The organism is Bradyrhizobium zhengyangense, assembly GCF_022012555.1.
Taxonomy (GTDB): Bacteria; Pseudomonadota; Alphaproteobacteria; order Rhizobiales; family Xanthobacteraceae; genus Bradyrhizobium; species Bradyrhizobium zhengyangense.
The window spans coordinates 612576-630311 of record NZ_JAKLTZ010000004.1; the positions used below are offsets into that span (position 1 = coordinate 612576).

Genomic DNA, 17736 nt, shown 5'->3' on the forward strand with positions numbered 1-17736 from the left:
ACACCATGACCGTATCCCCCTCGCCCAAGCGAACCGCCCTGATCCACGCTGCGCGCGAGCGCATCCTCGTGCTCGACGGCGCCATGGGCACGATGATCCAGAACCTGCAGTTCGACGAGGCGGCCTTCCGCGGCGAGCGCTTCAAGAACTTTCATCGCGATTTGCGCGGCAACAATGACCTGTTGATCCTGACCCAGCCGCAGGCAATCGAGGACATCCACGCGGCCTATTTGCGTGCCGGCGCCGACATCGTCGCGACCAATACCTTCTCGACCACCTCGATCGCGCAGGCCGACTACGATCTCACCGACATCGTCTACGAGATGGCGCGCGACGGCGCCCGCCTCGCCGGCAATGCCGCCCGGCGCGTCGCCGCCGAAGACGGCAAGCCGCGCTTCGTTGCGGGTGCGATTGGTCCGACCAACCGCACCGCCTCGATCTCGCCTGATGTGGCCAATCCCGGCTACCGCGCCGTCACCTTCGATGATCTGCGCAAATCCTATGGCGAGCAGATCCGCGGCCTGATCGATGGCGGCGTCGACCTGCTGCTGGTCGAGACCATCTTCGATACGCTGAACGCCAAGGCAGCGCTCTATGCGATCGCCGAGATCACCGAAGAGCTCGGCATCGACATGCCGGTGATGGTGTCTGGCACCATCACCGACAAGTCCGGCCGCCTGCTCTCGGGCCAGATGCCGGAGGCGTTCTGGAATTCGGTGCAGCACGCCAAGCCCGTCACCATCGGTTTCAACTGCGCGCTCGGCGCGGAGGATTTGCGCGCGCATATCGCCGATATCGGTCGCGTCGCGGACACGCTGGTCTGCGCCTATCCGAACGCCGGCCTGCCCAACGAATTCGGCCAGTATGACGAGACGCCGGAGTACATGGCCCGTCTCGTCGGCGAGTTCGCCCGCGACGGCCTCGTCAACATCGTCGGCGGCTGCTGCGGCACCACGCCTGATCATATCGCGGCGATCGCCGCCGCTGTCGCCCCGCACAAGCCGCGCATCGTGCCTGAGATCGCACCGAAGCTGCGACTCTCCGGCCTCGAGCCCTTTGTGCTGACGGATGCGATTCCGTTCGTGAACGTCGGCGAGCGTACCAACGTCACGGGTTCCGCCCGCTTCCGCAAGCTGATCACGAACGGCGACTACACCGCCGCTCTTCAAGTCGCACGCGACCAGGTCGAGAACGGCGCGCAGATCATCGACGTCAACATGGATGAGGGGCTTCTGGATTCGGAAGCCGCGATGGTGACCTTCCTCAACCTCGTCGCCGCCGAGCCGGACATCGCCCGTGTTCCTGTCATGGTCGACTCGTCAAAGTTCTCGGTGATCGAAGCCGGCCTGAAATGCGTGCAGGGCAAGCCGGTCGTCAATTCGATCTCGATGAAGGAAGGCGAGGACAAGTTCATCCACGAGGCCAAGATCGCGCGGCGCCACGGCGCAGCCGTGGTCGTGATGGCGTTCGACGAGGTCGGCCAGGCCGACACGTTCGCGCGCAAGACCGAGATCTGCAAGCGCGCCTACGACATCCTGGTCAACCGCGTCGGCTTCCCGCCCGAGGACATCATCTTCGATCCGAATATCTTCGCGATTGCGACCGGTATCGAGGAGCACAACAATTACGGCGTCGACTTCATCGAGGCGACGCGCTGGATCCGCCAGAACCTGCCGGGCGCGCACATCTCCGGCGGCGTGTCGAACCTGTCGTTCTCGTTCCGCGGCAACGAACCGGTGCGCGAGGCCATGCACTCGGTGTTCCTGTATCACGCCATCAAGGCCGGCATGGACATGGGCATCGTCAATGCCGGGCAGATGATCGTCTATGACGACATCGATCCCGAGCTGCGCCAGACCTGCGAGGACGTCGTCCTCAACCGCGACCCCGGAGCCTCCGAGCGCCTGCTGGCACTCGCTGAGAAATTCCGCGGCAAGAAGACCGAAGCCAAGGAAGCTGATCTCGCCTGGCGCGAATGGCCGGTGGAGAAGCGGCTGTCGCATTCGCTGGTGCACGGGATCACCGAGTTCATCGAGCAGGACACCGAGGAAGCCCGCAAGAAGTCCTCGCGCCCGCTCGACGTGATCGAGGGGCCGCTGATGGCCGGCATGAACGTGGTCGGCGACCTCTTCGGCGACGGCAAGATGTTCCTGCCGCAGGTGGTGAAGTCGGCGCGCGTCATGAAGCAGGCGGTGGCCTGGCTGATGCCGTTCATGGAGGAGGAGAAGGCGCGCAACCTCGCCAATGGCGTTGGCACCGAAGGCTCGAGCTCCGCCGGCAAGATCGTGCTTGCGACCGTGAAGGGCGACGTCCACGACATCGGCAAGAACATCGTCGGCATCGTGCTCCAGTGCAACAATTACGAGGTCATCGACCTCGGCGTGATGGTGCCGGCCGCCAAGATCGTCGAGACCGTGAAGGCGGAGAAGGCCGACATCGTCGGTCTCTCGGGCCTGATCACGCCCTCGCTCGACGAGATGGCGTTCTTCGCCGGCGAACTGCAGCGCGAAGGCCTCAAGCTGCCGCTCTTGATCGGCGGCGCGACGACCAGCCGCGTCCACACGGCCGTGAAGATCGACCCGAGCTATCGCGCCGGTCCCGTCGTTCACGTCAACGACGCCAGCCGCGCCGTCGGCGTCGCCTCCTCGCTGCTCTCGCCTGAGAAGCGCGAGGCGTATGCTGCCGAGGTGCGCGCCGAATACGCCAAGATCTCGGAGGCGCATCTGCGCGCGCAAGCCGACAAGAAGCGCCTGAAGCTGGCTGACGCCCGCAAGAACCGCGTGCCGGTCGATTTTGCCAAGAGCAAGCCGGTGAAGCCGACCTTCCTCGGCATCAAGAGTTTTGACGACTACGATCTCGCCGAGCTCGTGCCCTATATCGACTGGACGCCGTTCTTCCAGACCTGGGAGCTCGCCGGCCGCTTTCCTGCCATCCTCAAGGACGACAAGGTCGGCGAGGTCGCGCGCTCGCTCTATGACGATGCGCGCAAGATGCTCGACACCATCGTGAAGGAAAAATGGTTCCGCGCCCGCGCCACCGTCGGCTTCTGGCCGGCGAACGCGCAGGGCGATGACATCGTGCTCTATGCCGACGATACCAGGACCAAGAGCATCGCGACGCTGCACACGCTGCGCCAGCAGCTCGAGAAGCGCGAGGGCCGTTTCAACGCCGCGCTCTCAGACTTCGTCGCACCCGCAGGCGTGCCCGACTATGTCGGCGGCTTCGTCGTCACCGCCGGCATCGGCGAGGATGCCGTCGCCGACCGCTTCAAGATGGCCAACGACGACTACTCCTCGATCCTGTGCAAGGCGCTGGCCGATCGCCTGGCCGAAGCCTTCGCGGAAGCCATGCATGCCCGCGTGCGCCGCGAGTTCTGGGCCTATGCGCCCGACGAGGCGCTCTCCAGCGAGGATCTGATCCTCGAAAAGTATCAGGGCATCCGCCCCGCGCCCGGCTATCCCGCGCAGCCCGATCACACCGAGAAGGCCACGCTGTTCGAGCTGCTCGATGCGGAAGCGACCGCCGGCGTGAAGCTGACCGAAAGCTTTGCGATGTGGCCGGGCTCATCGGTGTCAGGGCTCTACTTCGCCAGCCCCGAGAGCTATTATTTCGGCGTCGGCAAGATCGAGCGCGACCAGGTCGAGGACTACGCCGCGCGCAAGGGCATGAGCGTGGCGGAGACCGAGCGCTGGCTCGCGCCGGTGCTGAACTACATCCCGTCGCAGCAGGGAGCCGACAAGGCGTTCAAGGCGACCCCCGCGAACGACGAGACGTCGAACGACCTCGCCTCGCATCCGCCCGGCTGCGCCTGTGCGGTGCATCTGGTCTGGCAGAAGAAGCGCGCGGGGGCGGGATAAGCGCTCCCGAACGCAAGAGGCGAAAACAACCCCATGCACAGTAGGGATGGGGTTGCAGCGCCCGGTGTTTTTTCGATATTACCGAAAAATGCTTGCTCCGTCGGGCAAAACACCTGTATAAGTGCAAAATCGGGTGTCTCGCCTGATATCGTCATTCCGGGGCGCGCGAAGCGCGAGCCCGGAATCCATTTATCCACGTCACCGGTCGCGCGATGGATTCCGGGCTCGCGCCAAGTGGCGCGCCCCGGAATGACAGCCCGGCCTACCCCTTCGGCGGCGCCAGCGGCTGCACGATCTCCTTGAACGGCGCCAGCGCCTCGCAGCGATCGGCATGGGCCGCGAGCGCCGGATAGCGCGCCGCATCGAACAGGTCGGGGTGCGCCTCGCGGGTAAAGCGGACGACGCAGGCCACCGCAATATCGGCATGACCGATGCGCGTCCCCAGCCAGTACGGCGTCGTCACCTTGGCGCGCTCGGCTTCCAGCACTTTGAGCACGTCGCCGATCTGCGCCCGGCAGCGTTCGACCCATAGCGCGAGCTGCTCCTTCCGCAGCACGCGCTCATAGAGCAGGCTGACCGCCTTGTCGCCGAGGCCGGTCGCGAGCGCGCAGATGCGCAGGTGCTTGCGCCGATCGACGCCGTTTCGCGGCAGCATCGCCTTGTCAGGCCCGACGCGCTCGTCGAGATAATCCAGGATGATCGTGCTCTCGATCAGAGCCTCGTCATCGTCGAGGACCAGCGTCGGCACGCGGCGCAGCGGATTGTACGGCGCGATCTTGTCGGCATCGCCGAAGGTCGACCACGGCTTGTGCTCGAATGCGAGCCCGTAAAGCCGCAGCGCAATCGCGACGCGGCGGACGAAGGGGGAATCATATTGGCCAATCAGGAACATGGTTCTCGCTCTTCTCTGGCATGGGATAAGGCAGGGCCGATCAGTTCATCGTCATTGCGCGGGATGCGCAACAAATATCTTGGAAGGAGAGCATTGCACACAGCGCAACAACGCGGAATCAATGCAACGCCGACCCAACGGGAATCCTGTCATGCTATTGCGATCATTCACCGTGCTCGCCCTGCTCGCCGCGGCAACCCTCGCGCGCGCGCAGGACCGTCCGATTGGCTTCCAGATGCCGTCGAAGAACATCGCCTGCCAGGTCTTCGCCGACAACGGCCAGGACACACTTCGCTGCGACATACTGACAATCGACACGCCGCCGCGACGGCCGCCGGACTGCGAGCTCGACTATGGCCACGCCTTCGCGATGACCGCCAGGGGTGACGCCAGGGGCGGCTCCGCGCGCATTTGCGCCGGCGACACCGTCGTGGACCCATCACTGCCGGTGCTCGCCTATGGCGAGATATGGCAGCGCGCAGGATTCACCTGCCGCTCGGAACAGACCGGGCTGACGTGCTTCAATGCCATGCAGCACGGGTTTTCGCTTTCGCGCGGGAAGCAAGAGGTGTTTTGAGAAAATTATGTAGCCCGCATGAAGCGGAGCGGAATCCGGGTCCGCTGTCCCGGATTGCGCTCCGCTCCATCCGGGCTACGAGACCACTCGCCTCACAGCCCGTCCCGGATAGCGCGCTTCAAGGCCGCGATCGCCGTCTCGTCGCGCTTGTACATGGTCCATTGCTTGATGCGCTTGGCACGCACCAGTTTTGCCGATGTCAGCACACGCATGTGCTCGCTCACGGTCGGTGCGCTGACGCCGAGCTTCTCGGCGATCAGCAGGCCGCAGACACCGTCCTCGACCAAGTCGCCGTCGACCTGCGCCCGAAAATGCCGCCGCGGATCCCGCAGCCATTCCAGGATCTGCAGGCGCCGCTCGTTGGCCAAGGCGCGCATCGCGGTTGCAAACTTCATTTAGCCATTTTGCTAAATACCTAATTGATGTCAACACCCTGATACGCTAGCATTCACCGCCATGACAGCACCATCAGACATCACCCGCGAGCGGATCGCGGCGACCGAGGCCGTCATCCGTCCGCACATCCGCCGCACACCGCTGCTGCAGGCCAATCTCGCCGATTTCGGCCTGCCTGCAGCTCCCGTCACGTTCAAGCTCGAAATGCTGCAGCATTCCGGATCGTTCAAGGCGCGCGGCGCGTTTGCCAACCTGCTGCTGCGGCAGGTGCCGCCAGCCGGAATCGTCGCCGCATCCGGCGGCAATCACGGCGCGGCCGTCGCCTATGCGGCGCGGCAGCTCGGGATTCCCGCGACGATTTTCGTCCCTGACATCACCTCGCCGGCCAAGGCCGAACGGATCAGGTTCTATGGCGCCGAGCTCGTGATCGCAGGCAACCGCTATGCCGATGCGCTCGCGGCCAGCGAGGCGCATGTGGCGCGGACCGGCGCGCTTGCCGTTCACGCCTACGACCAGGCCGAAACCCTGCTCGGCCAGGGCAGCGTTGGCCTCGAGCTGGAGCAGGACGCGCCTGATATCGACACGCTGCTGGTGGCCGTCGGTGGCGGCGGCCTGATCGGCGGCATTGCGGCGTGGAGCGCCGGCAGGACGCGCATCATTGCCGTCGAGCCGGAGCTCTCGCCGACCCTGCACGATGCGTTCGCAGCAGGCGCCCCGGTCGATGCGCCGGCGGGCGGCCTCGCCGCCGACAGCCTCGCGCCGCGACGCGTCGGCGAGTTGATGTTCCCGATCGCACGGGCGTATGTCGAGCGCGTCGTCCTCGTCAGCGACGATGCGATCCGGCAGGCGCAGAACGCGCTGTGGTCGACCTTGCGCCTCGTCACTGAGCCCGGCGGCGCGGCCGCGTTTGCAGCGCTGCTCTCCGGCAGCTATCGACCATCGCCGGGCGAGCGCATCGCGGTGCTGGTCTGCGGGGCGAATACGACGGCGGTGAATTTCGATAGCTAGCGGCGCTTCGACAACGAGGCTTTGCGGCAACAGCCGCAGGTTTCCTTCGTGGCCCTGTCCACTCCGCCTTGCCGAACAGAATCGCGCATGGTTCAGTCCGCAGAACCTTGGGGACGGCAGATGAATCGACGGGCGGTAGCGGTCGGCGTGGCATTTGCGGCCATCGTGCTGGGGAGCGGCGCATTCGCCGCCGACCTGCCGCTCAAGGCGCCGCCGAAAGCGGTCGATTTCAATCCGTTCTGGGCCGAGGCCGACTATCTCGCCTGGAGCGTGACCGGGGACAAGCTGCCGGCGCTGGTGACGACGGCGCCTGTCGGCACGCCGCTGGGCACAGCCGGCGTGCTCGGGCAGCCGACCACGACCGTGCTGTTCGGCAATTCCAGCGTCAACAATGACTGGCGTTCGGGCGGACGCATTACCGCCGGATACTGGTTCGACCCACAGCGCAGAAGCGGCGTCGAGGCATCGTTCTTCGGGCTGGAGAACGCTTCGACCGGCTTTGCCGCCAATTCCGGTGCCACTCCGATCCTGACGCAGCCTTTCACCAACGCGCTGACGGGACTTCCCGACGCGTTGATCGCAAGTTTTCCAGGCGTCTTCACCGGCAGCGTCAACGCCAACGAGACATCGCACCTGCTCGGCGCCGGCGCGCTCTATCGCCAGGAGTTCGGCGCCTGGAACGGGCAGCGCATCAGTGCGCTGATCGGCTATCGCTACTTACGCGCCTCCGACACGCTGTGGATCACCGGCACCTCGACCAGCCTCGCCTTCGGCGACTTCACGTCGACAGACAATTTCAAGGCGGCGAGCAACTTCCACGGCCTCGACCTCGGCCTCGCCGGCGACTGGCGCAATGGCCCGTGGTCGCTGGAGTGGCGCGGCAAGGTCGCACTCGGCGCAAACCTCAACACCGCCGACGTTGCGGGCTCGACGATTTCGACGATCGCCGCCGTCACCACGACGGTGCCGGGCGGCTTCCTCGCGCTCGCCAGCAACAGCGGCCATTTCTCGCAGACCAAATTCGCCGCGGTGCCGGAGCTGTCGCTGAAGGCGGGCTATGAGATTGCGCCCGCCTGGCGTCTGACCGTCGGCTACGACGTGCTGTACTGGACCGGCGTGCAGCGCGCCGGCGGGCTGATCGATACCACCATCAATCCGAACCTGATTCCGCCAGGACCGCCGGCGGGCCCGACCCGGCCGCTGCCGGTGATGAACACGACGAACCTGCTCGCGCAGGGATTTAGCGTCGGCGTGCGGTATAATTATTGAGGCCGACGTAGGTGCCCCTGCGCTCCGTCATTGCGAGCGCAGCGACTTGTCCGCCGAAACCTTGGCGAAGGAGGAAGCAATCCAGCATCTTTCCGCGGAAGCAATCTGGATTGCTTCGTCGCAAGAGCTCCTCGCAATGACGGCGTGGAGACAGCCGGCGCGCACTACACCCAGTCATCGCGAGCCAACGGTGGGGAAGCAGTGCTGCACTATTTGATGATGGCACATGCCTCACCGTTTCGCGCATCGCGCCGCGGTTCGAATGTCGCAGGCGATGCGTGAAGCACGTCACACATTGTAGTTGCAAACATGATAGTATGCCTACGCGAAGCAATCAGGGGGACGTATGCAGCCACGCCGCAATTGAGCCGTTCGAAACGGCTCAGGCGGTCAACAGGAGGAATTGCCATGTCCGTTGTACTGACCATGGGTAAGATCAGCGCCATCACCGCAATCACCAAGATCCTTCCCGATCATGCCGACGCGTTACGCAGGACCCTCCAGGGGCTGACCGCCGCAAACGGCGGCAAGATCTCGTCTCTCGGCACCATCCATATCGTGCGCTGGGTCATTTTCGACAATGACACGCGCTTGTTGTTCGCGACGAATTTCGACGGCGACGTCGAAGACTATATGCGCGATTTCGCCGAGCGCGCCCCCGACGGGATCGACGCGATCTGGGGCCATTGCGAAGGCTATCCGGGCGCGCGCGATTATCCAAAGCTGCGCGATTACATTCTCGGCAGCGCGATCGAAACCACCGGCTATTATTGCGCCTATCCGAACTCCACCGTCGCCGACATCAACAAGGCGCTGGATTGGAAGGGCAAGTTCGACACATTCCTCGACCAGATCGGTTGACGGACAATGCCTGCCCCATCCGATGCCAGCGAGTTGGATCGGAACGATATCCAGGGCATGGCGATGCGGCCCTATCGCTTCCCGTTCGCGCGATATCATCTGCTTGATGTGAGCGATCCGGCGCGAGCCCGGCAATGGTTCGGTGGCGTTGCCGGGCGATGCACGACCGTGGCGGGTCTGGACGCATCGCCTCCACTCGCCTTCAACGTAGCCCTCTCGTGGCAGGGGCTGTCGGCGATCGCTACGCCACAGCCGAGCCTTGCGAGCTTCCCACAGGAATTCCAGCAGGGAATGGCGGCGCGCGCGGATCGGCTCGGCGACGTCGGCGACAGCGCTCCGGCGCGGTGGGACGCACCGTTCGACAAGCGCGTGCATGCGCTCGTCGTGGTCAGTGCGATGACCTCTGCGGACCGCGATGCCGCTTCGGCAGCATTGCTGTCTGATATCGGCGATAACGGCCTGAGTGCGCTCGCTGCCATCGATGCGCAATTGCTGCCCGGGCCGGATGGCCAGCCCGTCGCGATCGAGCACTTCGGCTACCGTGACGGGATTACCCAACCTGCGATCGAGGGCAGCGGGGACCCGCTCTTGCCCGGCGCGGGCGTCCCTGATGCAGGCGGTTGGCGCGCCCTGAGGGCGGGTGAGTTCGTCCTCGGACAGCGTGACGAGACCGGTGCCGTTCCTGACTTGCCCAGCCCGGCAAGCCTGAGCCGCAACGGCAGCTTCGTGGTGTTGCGCAAGCTTCACCAGCATGTCTTTGCCTTCAGGGATTTTCTGCGGCGCTCCGCCGGCGAGGAGATTGACGTCGCACGGCTGGCGGCAAAGATGATGGGACGCTGGCAAAGCGGCGCGCCGCTGGCCCTGGCCGCAGAACGGGACGACCCTGGTCTCGCTGCGGACGCCAGTCGAAATAATGACTTTACCTATCTCGACGATTTGCGCGGGACGAATTGCCCGATCGGGGCCCATGTGCGCCGCCTCAATCCGCGCTCGGGATTATCAGGTCCGAATGGTGCATCCGTCCATCGGCATCGGCTGCTGCGCCAGGGTTTGCCCTACGGCGCGCGCCTGCCTGCGGACGCCGCGGCCGACGACGGTGCCGCGCGCGGCGCCATCATGTTGCTTGTGAACGCCGACATCGCCCGTCAATTCGAGTTCGTGCAGAAGGTCTGGATCAACGATGGCGACTTCGCCGGCCTTGGCAACGACAAGGATCCCATGATCGGCGGCAATGACGGGAGTGGAAGCTTCACGATCCCGCGTGCCGGCGCGCCGCGGCGTCGATTGCAGGGCCTGCCGGCGTTCGTGAGCACGCGCGGCGGCGAATATTTCTTCCTGCCTGGCATCGCGGCGCTGCGATCATTTGCCGAGTCCCTTGCGAACACAGCCTCATGATTGATTGGAGAATACAATGGCGTGGAAACCGAATTCCATCGTCGGCTCGCTGTCCCTGCTCTTCTCGGTTGTCGTTGCCGCTGTTATCGTGATCGCGGGCCTGGTGGCCTATCCCTATGTCGCCAAGGTCTATGACGGCATCAGGGTGAAGTTGCCGGAATATCCAGCCGTGCAGAAGACCCGCTGGCTCGACCAGAACTGGACCGATCAGCGCGACTGGGTTCACCACGCCGATCAGGGTACGGCGACCTTCCACATCCCTTACGAATGGTTCATGGCCCTCGAGCAGCCGGAGATGTCGCTGACGTCGGTGGGACTGCTGAGCGACCCTGTCTACCTCGACCGTTTCGGCTTCATCCCCGATGCGGCCGATCCCAAGCTCGGATTGCCCGTGGGCATGGCGCGCGGCAAGGCGATGGTCGATGCCACCGCACAGCCTTGGAGGAATCCGCGGGCCCCCTATGCCGACATGACACGGATCGGGCTGACCTGCGCGGCGTGCCACACCGGGCGCTTCACCTATCAGGGCACGGAATTCCTGGTCGACGGCGGCCCTGCAATCACTGATCTCGGCAAGTTCCGCACCGCGCTTGGCCTCTCGCTGGCGTTCACGCGCTTCGTGCCCTACCGCTTCGACAGGTTCGCCGAAAGGGTGATCGGCGCAAACCCGAGCGAAGTGGAAAAGACCCAGCTGCTCGCGCAACTCGACAAGGTGCTGGCGCAGGGCAAGGGGCTTTCCGATCTCGATACCATGGTTGGCCCGCAGAGCGTGGTCGAAGGATACGGCAGGCTCGACGCGTTGAACCGCATCGGCAACGAGGTCTTCGCAGTCGATCTCAAGACTCCCGCCAACTATGCCGCCACATCGGCGCCGGTGCATTTCCCGCGCATCTGGGATGCCCCCTGGTTCGATTGGGTCCAGTACAATTCATCGATCGAACAGCCCATGGTGCGTAACGCCGGCGAAGCGATGGGCGTCTCGGCGATGCTCAATCTGACAAGCGCGACCGGAGGTCTTTACGCCTCGGGTATCGAAATCATGAACCTGGACAGGATCGAGAAATCGCTGGCCGGCAAGCAACCGAATGCAGGCACAGGCTTCACCGGATTGAAGTCGCCGCAATGGCCTGCCGAGCTTCCGCCAATCGACAAGACACGCGCCGGGCAAGGAGCGGCCCTCTACAAGGAGCTCTGCCAGGGATGCCATCTGGCGCCGGTGAGCAGTGCCGAATTCTGGACGTCCGACCGCTGGTCGCTGCCAGCAGGTCAAAAGGCGGAGCACTATCCGGGCGAGCGTTATCTCCGCCTCAACGTCGTCCCCATCTCGCTTGTTGGCACCGACCCGGCGCAGGCAAAGGACATGCTCGATCGCAAGGTCACCGTGCCCAGGGAGCTCGATATCGCCACCGACAGTTTCGGCCCGGCGCTCGGTGCGGTCACCGAAAAGACCATCAAGCATTGGTATGACAGCCAGACACCGCCTGTCGCGCCAGAGAAGCGCGAGGAGCTGAACGGCTACCGGGAGAACGGCATCCAGGCGCCACTGGCCTACAAGGCACGTCCGCTCAACGGCATCTGGGCAACGCCGCCTTACCTGCACAACGGCTCGGTGCCGAACCTCTATGCCCTGCTGTCGCCGGCCAGCGAGCGGCCGACCAAATTCTACCTCGGCAACCGCGAATATGATCCGGTCGATGTCGGATATCGGACGGACAAATTGGAAGGCGGATTCGAGCTCGACACCAGGATCCGGGGCAACTTCAACACCGGGCACGAGTTTGGCAATGGCAAGGACGGCGTGATCGGACGCCTTCTGACGCCGGACGAACGGCGGGCGCTGGTGGAATATTTGAAGACGATGTGAGAAGCGCGGCCGCGTCTTACTTTATGATCGGCACGTGCTTCGCCGCGTCACGCGACACCGTGCCATCGAGCCGGGGATCATCCGCAATCTCGATCTGGCGGCGGAACGGGATGAAGCCGGAGCGCTGGTAGAACGCCACGGCCGAGGGGTGATCGAAGGTGCAGGTGTGCACCCAGACGCGCTGCACATCGCCGGACCAGGCACGCTCCATGGCGCGGTTCATCAGGAAGCGGGCGGCACCGGTGCCGACCAAGCTCGAAGTGACACCGAAATAGACCAGCTCGCATTGACCGGGCTGACGAAAGTCCAGCTCCAGCATGCCTTCGTCGCGGCCGTCGACGACCAGCGCGTAGACCTCGATGCCTGCGGCATGGATGATCGCGGCGAGCTCGGCGTCATTCATCTGCGCTCGCGAGGACCACAGCCAGTCCTCGCCGACGCGGCGGTAGAGATCGCGGTACCAGGCCTGCGCGGGCGCATCGACCTTGCGCAGCGACCAACCGCCGGGCGGATCGTCGCGGCGCGCGGGGCGCGCCGTCATCTCCAGATGGGTGACGACGGCGGCAATCTTGCCGGCCGGGATGTCGGAATAGCCGTCGGGGAGGATCACCCCTCCCCCTCGTCGCTCGCCAGCACGCCCTTCACCGCGCGCGCCCAGCCGGCAAGCTTTCGCTCGCGGGTGGCATCGCTCATGTTCGGCTTGAAGCGGTGCTCGAGCCGCCAATTATCGGCGAATTTGGTCGGCTCGGGATAGACGCCGGCATTGAGGCCGGCGAGATAGGCCGCACCCAGCGCAGTGGTCTCCTGGATCACCGGGCGATCGACCGGCGCATCGAGCAGATCGGCGAGGCGCTGCATGGTCCAGTCGGAGGCGGTCATGCCGCCATCGACGCGGAGCACGACGCTCGCCACCTCCGAGCTCGGCCAGTCCGCGCGCATCGCGGCCCAGAGATCGAAGGTCTGGTAGCAGACGCTCTCCAGCGCGGCATGGGCCAGCTCGGCAGGTCCGGTGTTGCGGGTGAGGCCGAACAGCGCGCCGCGGACGCGCGGATTCCAGTAGGGCGCGCCCATGCCGACGAAGGCCGGGACGAGATACACGCTCTGCATGGTATCAGACTGATCGGCAAGAGGTCCGGTCTCGGCGGCGTGCTTGATGATGCCGAGGCCGTCGCGCAGCCATTGCACCGCGCTGCCCGCGACGAAGATCGAGCCCTCGAGGGCGTAGGTGCGTTTGCCGTCGAGCTGGTAGGCGATGGTGGTGAGCAGCTTGTTCCTGGAGGCGACCGGCGTCGTGCCGGTGTTGAGCAGCGCGAAGCAGCCGGTGCCGTAGGTCGACTTCATCATGCCCGGGCGGAAGCAGGCCTGGCCGATGGTTGCGGCCTGCTGGTCGCCGGCGATGCCGCAGATCGCAATCGGCCCGCCGAACAGGTCCGGCGTGCTCTCGCCGAAGCGCGCGGAGGAATCCTTCACCTCGGGGAGCATCGAGCGCGGCACGCCGATGATCTCCAGCAGCTCGTCGTCCCACTGGCCGGTGTGGATGTTGAACAGCAGCGTGCGCGAGGCGTTGGTGGCGTCGGTGGCGTGCACCTTGCCGCCGGTGAGGCGCCAGAGCAGATAGCAATCGACGGTGCCGAACATCAGCTCGCCGCGGGCGGCGCGGGCACGCGCGCCGGGGACGTGGTCGAGGATCCAGGCGACCTTGGTGCCGGAGAAATAGGGATCGATGATCAGGCCGGTCTTCTGCGAGATCAACGGCTCGCGGCCGTCGGCCTTGAGCTTGGCGCAAATGTCGGCCGTGCGGCGGTCCTGCCAGACGATGGCGCGGTGCACCGCCTGCCCGGTGGCACGGTCCCACACCACGGTGGTCTCGCGCTGGTTGGTGATGCCGATCGCGGCGATATCCTTGGGCCCGATGCCGGCCTGCTCGATCGCCTCGCGACAGACCATCACGGTCGAGGTCCAGATGTCCTCCGGCTCGTGCTCGACCCAGCCCGAGGCCGGAAAATGCTGCGGAAACTCCTGCTGCGCTTTCGCTGCGATGGAAATATCGCCGCGAAACACGATCGCGCGCGAGGAGGTGGTGCCCTGGTCGATGGCGAGGACGAAAGACATGGAGGCTTACCTTGGCGTTTTCCCTAAGGACGGGTCATTGTGTCCGCGCCAAAAGGAGCGGATTAGGGCGGCAAGGTCAATATCTCTCCGTCGTCCCGGCGAAACCCTACACCGCCGCCGTGGTGACGCCGCCGTCGATCACGATGGTCTGGCCGGTCATGAAGCTCGAGGCGTCGGAGGCAAGGTAGGCGACGGCGCCGGCGATTTCGTCGGGCTCGCCGATGCGGCGGAGCGGCGTGGTGGCGGTGCGGCGCTTGAGGTTGGCTTCGTCTTCCCAGAGCGCGCGGGCGAAATCGGTCTTGACGAGGCCAGGCGCGATGCAGTTGACGCGGACGCCCTTCGGGCCCCATTCGCCGGCGAGCGAGCGGCACAGCGCGAAGTCCGCGGCTTTCGAAATACCGTAGGCGCCGATCACGGTGGAGCCGCGCAGGCCCCCGATCGAGGAGATGATGATGACCGAGCCCTTGCCGCGTTCGGCCATCTCAGGGATCGCGAGCGCGGAGAGCCAGATGTTGCTCTTGACGTTCGAGCCCATGATCTTGTCGAAGGCTTCATCCGTGATGTCGAGCAGCGGGCCGTAATACGGGTTCACGGCCGCGTTGCAGACGAGGATGTCGATCTTGCCGTAGTGCTTCGTCGCGCCCGAGATCAGCGCCTCGACCTCGTTCTTGCGCGCGATGTTGCAGGGAATGACGATGGCATCGCCGCCTGAGGCGTTGATGCCATCGGCGACTTCCTTGCAGGCATCGGCCTTGCGCGACGACACCACGACTTTTGCGCCGAGCTTGGCAAGCAGCTCGGCCGAGGAGCGGCCGATGCCGCGGCTGGAGCCGGTGACGACGGCGACTTTTCCGGTGAGATCGAACGGGGTGTTTTTCATTTTTTTACTCCGATGCTTCAACGGCCTCCGTCATTGCGAGCGCAGCGAAGCAATCCAGGATCTCTCCGCGGAGAAAGCTGGATTGCTTCGTCGCAAGAGCTCCTCGCAATGACGGCAGGGGCGACTAGATCAACCCACCCGCATCGGCGACGCGGCGCTGGTGGTAGTCGGTGTCGCCGAAAGTGTTCTCGATCATGGTCAGGCGCTTGAAGTAGTGGCCGATCTTCGCCTCCATGGTCATGCCGATGCCGCCATGGAGCTGGATCGACTGCTGGCCGACGAATTTCAGCGACTTGCCGATCTGCGCCTTGGCCGCGGCGATGGCGTTGCTGCGTTCCTTGGCGTTCTCGAAATCACCAGCCATGGTCGCGAACATCGACATCGAGCGGGCCTGCTCGGCCGCGACGAACATGTCGGAGGCGCGGTGCTGGAGCGACTGGAACGAGCCGATCGCGACGCCAAACTGCTTGCGCGTCTTGATGTACTCGACCGTGGTCTTGAGCGACTCATCCATCAGGCCGACCGCCTCGGCGCAGAGCGCGACGCGGGCTTCGTCCACCACGCGTTCGATCAGCGCAAGCGAGTCCTCGGGGTTGCCGATCGCCGCATCCGCGCCGACCTCGACGCCCGTAAAGGTGATGTCGGCGGCGTGCAGGCCGTCCTGGGTCGGGTAGGACTTCCTGGTGACGCCCTTGGCGTCCGCCGGGACCAGGAACACGCCGATGCCGGTCGTGTCGCGGCGGTTGCCCTTGGTGCGGGCGGTGACGACCAGCGTGTCGGCGTTTTCGCCGTTGAGCACGACGAACTTCTCGCCGTCGATGACCCAGCCGTCGCCCTTCTTCTTCGCCGTCGTTGCGACGTCGAACAGATCGTAGCGCGAGTTCTTCTCGAGCTGGGCAAACGCCAGCGTCTTGCTGCCGTCGACGATCCCAGGCACATGCGCGGCCTTCTGCGCATCGGTGCCGGCGTGGCGCAGGAAGCCGCCGCCGATCACGACCGTTGCCAGATAGGGCTCGAGCACCAGCGCCTTGCCGAGCGCTTCCATCACGATCATGGTCTCGACGCCGCCGCCGCCGAAGCCGCCATCGGCTTCCGCGAAAGGCAGGCCGAGCAGGCCCTGCTCGGCGAGCTTGCCCCAGACGGCTTTGCTCCAGCCGCCCTTTTCCTTCATGTACTTCTTGCGCTGCTCGAAATCGTAGGAGTCGGTCAGCAGGCCGTCGATGCTGTCCTTCAGGAGCCGCTGCTCCTCGGTCAGGTCAAAATCCATGTTTCTCTCCAAATCGGCGGGAATTGCCCTGCCGTCGCTTCACCCTCAGACGTCATCCCCGCGAATGCGGGGATCCAGTAAACGCAACCGCCTGCCGTACCCACGACCGCCGCGGCGTACTGGGTCCCCCGCCTTCGCGGGGGACGACAGCGTCATTGTCGCCTCAAAGCCCCAGCACCGCCTTGGCGATGATGTTGCGCTGGATCTCGTTGGAGCCGCCGTAGATCGAGACCTTGCGGTTGTTGAAGTAGCTCGGCGCGATCTGAGCGGTCCAGTCCATGGCTTCGTTGGAGCCGTCGTCGCCGTGCAAATCGTAGGGCGCGGCAAACGGACCGATCACTTCCATGAGCAGCTCGGTGGTGGTCTGCTGGATCTCGGAGCCCTTGATCTTCAGCACCGAGGACGCCGGATTGGGCTTGCCCTTGCCGTGCTTGCCCTCGTCGGCGACGACGCGCAGCTGCGTCAGCTCGAGCGCCTTCAGCTCGATTTCGCAGGCCGCCAGCTTCTCGCGGAAGGCGGAGTCCTGGATGATCGGCTTGCCGCCGGATTCGACCTTGCCGGCGAGGTCGCGGATGCGGCGCAGCCGCTCCTTGGAGACGCCGACGCGCGCGATGCCGGTGCGCTCGTTGCCGAGCAGGAATTTTGCGTAATCCCAGCCCTTGTTCTCTTCGCCGATCAGGTTCTCGACGGGCACCTCGACGTCGTCGAAGAACACCTCGTTGACCTCATGGCCGCCGTCGATGGTCTGGATCGGGCGCACGGTGACGCCCTTCGACTTCATCGGGAACACGATGAAGGAGATGCCCATCTGCTTCTTCGCATTGTTGTCGGTGCGGCAGAGGCAGAAGATCATGTCGGCGTGCTGGGCCAGCGTGGTCCAGGTCTTCTGGCCGTTGATGATCCACTTGTCGCCCTTGCGCTCGGCTTTGGTCTTGAGCGAAGCGAGATCGGACCCGGAGCCCGGCTCCGAAAAGCCCTGGCACCACCAATCATCGACATTGGCGATGCGCGGCAAATACTTCTTCTTCTGCTCTTCGTTGCCGAAGGTGTAGATGACGGGACCGACCATGCTGACGCCGAAGGCGAGCGGCTGCGGCGCCGGATAGGACTGCAGCTCTTCATTGAAGATGTAGTGCTGCACGCTGGTCCAGCCCGTGCCGCCGTATTGCTTCGGCCAATGGCTGACGCCCCAGCCCTTCTTGTTGAGGATGCGCCACCACGTCACCATCTCGTCCTTGGTGAGATGACGACCCTCGACCAGCTTGCGCCGCGTATCCGGCGGCACGTTGTCGCGGAAGAATGACCGCACTTCCTCGCGAAACGCCTGCTCTTCTTTCGTGAATGCGAGATCCATCGGA

At 64.8% G+C, this 17736-nt stretch carries 14 protein-coding genes; 7 read left to right on the forward strand and 7 right to left on the reverse strand.

The window, feature by feature from the left end; genetic code table 11:
* Nucleotides 1-5: 5 nt before the first annotated feature.
* On the forward strand, nt 6-3857 hold the full coding sequence (gene metH, locus L6639_RS18460; protein WP_237863134.1) for a methionine synthase: 3852 nt from the start codon (nt 6-8) through the stop codon (nt 3855-3857).
* 262 nt (nt 3858-4119) lie between these two features.
* On the opposite strand, the gene L6639_RS18465 is transcribed toward metH, so the two are convergent.
* Nucleotides 4120-4749 (reverse strand): glutathione S-transferase family protein, encoded by a 630-nt coding sequence (locus tag L6639_RS18465; protein ID WP_237863135.1) that lies wholly within the window; start codon nt 4747-4749, stop codon nt 4120-4122.
* A 151-nt stretch (nt 4750-4900) separates the two neighbouring features.
* On the opposite strand from L6639_RS18465, the gene L6639_RS18470 reads away from it, so the two are divergent.
* Nucleotides 4901-5326 carry a DUF6636 domain-containing protein gene (locus tag L6639_RS18470; RefSeq protein ID WP_237863136.1) on the forward strand — a complete coding sequence of 142 codons (426 nt, stop codon included), beginning with the start codon at nt 4901-4903 and terminating at the stop codon, nt 5324-5326.
* Between the two features lie 92 nt (nt 5327-5418).
* Here L6639_RS18470 and L6639_RS18475 read toward each other — a convergent pair whose 3' ends face one another.
* Nucleotides 5419-5721, reverse strand: coding sequence for an ArsR/SmtB family transcription factor (locus tag L6639_RS18475; RefSeq protein WP_237863137.1), 303 nt, complete (start codon nt 5719-5721; stop codon nt 5419-5421).
* 61 nt (nt 5722-5782) lie between these two features.
* On the opposite strand from L6639_RS18475, the gene L6639_RS18480 reads away from it, so the two are divergent.
* From L6639_RS18480 to L6639_RS18500, 5 genes are all read left to right on the forward strand, one after another.
* Nucleotides 5783-6730, forward strand: a complete 948-nt coding sequence (locus L6639_RS18480; protein WP_237863138.1) for a threonine/serine dehydratase — start codon at nt 5783-5785, stop codon at nt 6728-6730.
* Nucleotides 6731-6850: 120 nt separating this feature from the next.
* On the forward strand, nt 6851-7999 hold the full coding sequence (locus L6639_RS18485; protein WP_237863139.1) for a BBP7 family outer membrane beta-barrel protein: 1149 nt from the start codon (nt 6851-6853) through the stop codon (nt 7997-7999).
* A 408-nt stretch (nt 8000-8407) separates the two neighbouring features.
* Entirely contained in the window at nt 8408-8860 is a 453-nt protein-coding gene (locus L6639_RS18490) for a hypothetical protein (protein WP_237863140.1), read from the forward strand.
* Nucleotides 8861-8866: 6 nt separating this feature from the next.
* Nucleotides 8867-10255, forward strand: coding sequence for a Dyp-type peroxidase (locus L6639_RS18495; RefSeq protein WP_237863141.1), 1389 nt, complete (start codon nt 8867-8869; stop codon nt 10253-10255).
* Nucleotides 10256-10271: 16 nt separating this feature from the next.
* Complete coding sequence (locus L6639_RS18500) at nt 10272-12119, forward strand: di-heme-cytochrome C peroxidase (RefSeq protein ID WP_237863142.1); 1848 nt, start codon at nt 10272-10274, stop codon at nt 12117-12119.
* Between the two features lie 16 nt (nt 12120-12135).
* On the opposite strand, the gene L6639_RS18505 is transcribed toward L6639_RS18500, so the two are convergent.
* The 5 genes from L6639_RS18505 to pimC form a co-directional block, all read right to left on the reverse strand.
* Nucleotides 12136-12729: a GNAT family N-acetyltransferase gene (locus tag L6639_RS18505; protein WP_237863143.1), complete on the reverse strand. Its 594-nt coding sequence runs from the start codon at nt 12727-12729 to the stop codon at nt 12136-12138.
* On the reverse strand, nt 12726-14231 hold the full coding sequence (gene glpK, locus L6639_RS18510; protein WP_237863144.1) for a glycerol kinase GlpK: 1506 nt from the start codon (nt 14229-14231) through the stop codon (nt 12726-12728). The genes L6639_RS18505 and glpK overlap by 4 nt, the downstream gene beginning before the upstream one ends.
* Before the next feature lie 106 nt (nt 14232-14337).
* Nucleotides 14338-15111, reverse strand: coding sequence for an SDR family NAD(P)-dependent oxidoreductase (locus tag L6639_RS18515; RefSeq protein WP_237863145.1), 774 nt, complete (start codon nt 15109-15111; stop codon nt 14338-14340).
* Between the two features lie 124 nt (nt 15112-15235).
* Nucleotides 15236-16378 (reverse strand): pimeloyl-CoA dehydrogenase small subunit, encoded by a 1143-nt coding sequence (gene pimD / locus L6639_RS18520; protein WP_237863146.1) that lies wholly within the window; start codon nt 16376-16378, stop codon nt 15236-15238.
* Nucleotides 16379-16541: 163 nt separating this feature from the next.
* Nucleotides 16542-17732, reverse strand: a complete 1191-nt coding sequence (gene pimC, locus L6639_RS18525) for a pimeloyl-CoA dehydrogenase large subunit (RefSeq protein WP_237863147.1) — start codon at nt 17730-17732, stop codon at nt 16542-16544.
* Nucleotides 17733-17736 lie beyond the last annotated feature (4 nt).

Excerpts from the sequence above, each read along its gene's own strand:
- metH (WP_237863134.1), top strand. The coding sequence starts at position 6 with ATGACCGTATCCCCCTCGCCCAAGCGAACCGCCCTGATCCACGCTGCG.
- L6639_RS18465 (WP_237863135.1), bottom strand. The coding sequence starts at position 4,749 with ATGTTCCTGATTGGCCAATATGATTCCCCCTTCGTCCGCCGCGTCGCG.
- L6639_RS18470 (WP_237863136.1), top strand. The coding sequence starts at position 4,901 with ATGCTATTGCGATCATTCACCGTGCTCGCCCTGCTCGCCGCGGCAACC.
- L6639_RS18475 (WP_237863137.1), bottom strand. The coding sequence starts at position 5,721 with ATGAAGTTTGCAACCGCGATGCGCGCCTTGGCCAACGAGCGGCGCCTG.
- L6639_RS18480 (WP_237863138.1), top strand. The coding sequence starts at position 5,783 with ATGACAGCACCATCAGACATCACCCGCGAGCGGATCGCGGCGACCGAG.
- L6639_RS18485 (WP_237863139.1), top strand. The coding sequence starts at position 6,851 with ATGAATCGACGGGCGGTAGCGGTCGGCGTGGCATTTGCGGCCATCGTG.
- L6639_RS18490 (WP_237863140.1), top strand. The coding sequence starts at position 8,408 with ATGTCCGTTGTACTGACCATGGGTAAGATCAGCGCCATCACCGCAATC.
- L6639_RS18495 (WP_237863141.1), top strand. The coding sequence starts at position 8,867 with ATGCCTGCCCCATCCGATGCCAGCGAGTTGGATCGGAACGATATCCAG.
- L6639_RS18500 (WP_237863142.1), top strand. The coding sequence starts at position 10,272 with ATGGCGTGGAAACCGAATTCCATCGTCGGCTCGCTGTCCCTGCTCTTC.
- glpK (WP_237863144.1), bottom strand. The coding sequence starts at position 14,231 with ATGTCTTTCGTCCTCGCCATCGACCAGGGCACCACCTCCTCGCGCGCG.
- L6639_RS18515 (WP_237863145.1), bottom strand. The coding sequence starts at position 15,111 with ATGAAAAACACCCCGTTCGATCTCACCGGAAAAGTCGCCGTCGTCACC.
- pimD (WP_237863146.1), bottom strand. The coding sequence starts at position 16,378 with ATGGATTTTGACCTGACCGAGGAGCAGCGGCTCCTGAAGGACAGCATC.
- pimC (WP_237863147.1), bottom strand. The coding sequence starts at position 17,732 with ATGGATCTCGCATTCACGAAAGAAGAGCAGGCGTTTCGCGAGGAAGTG.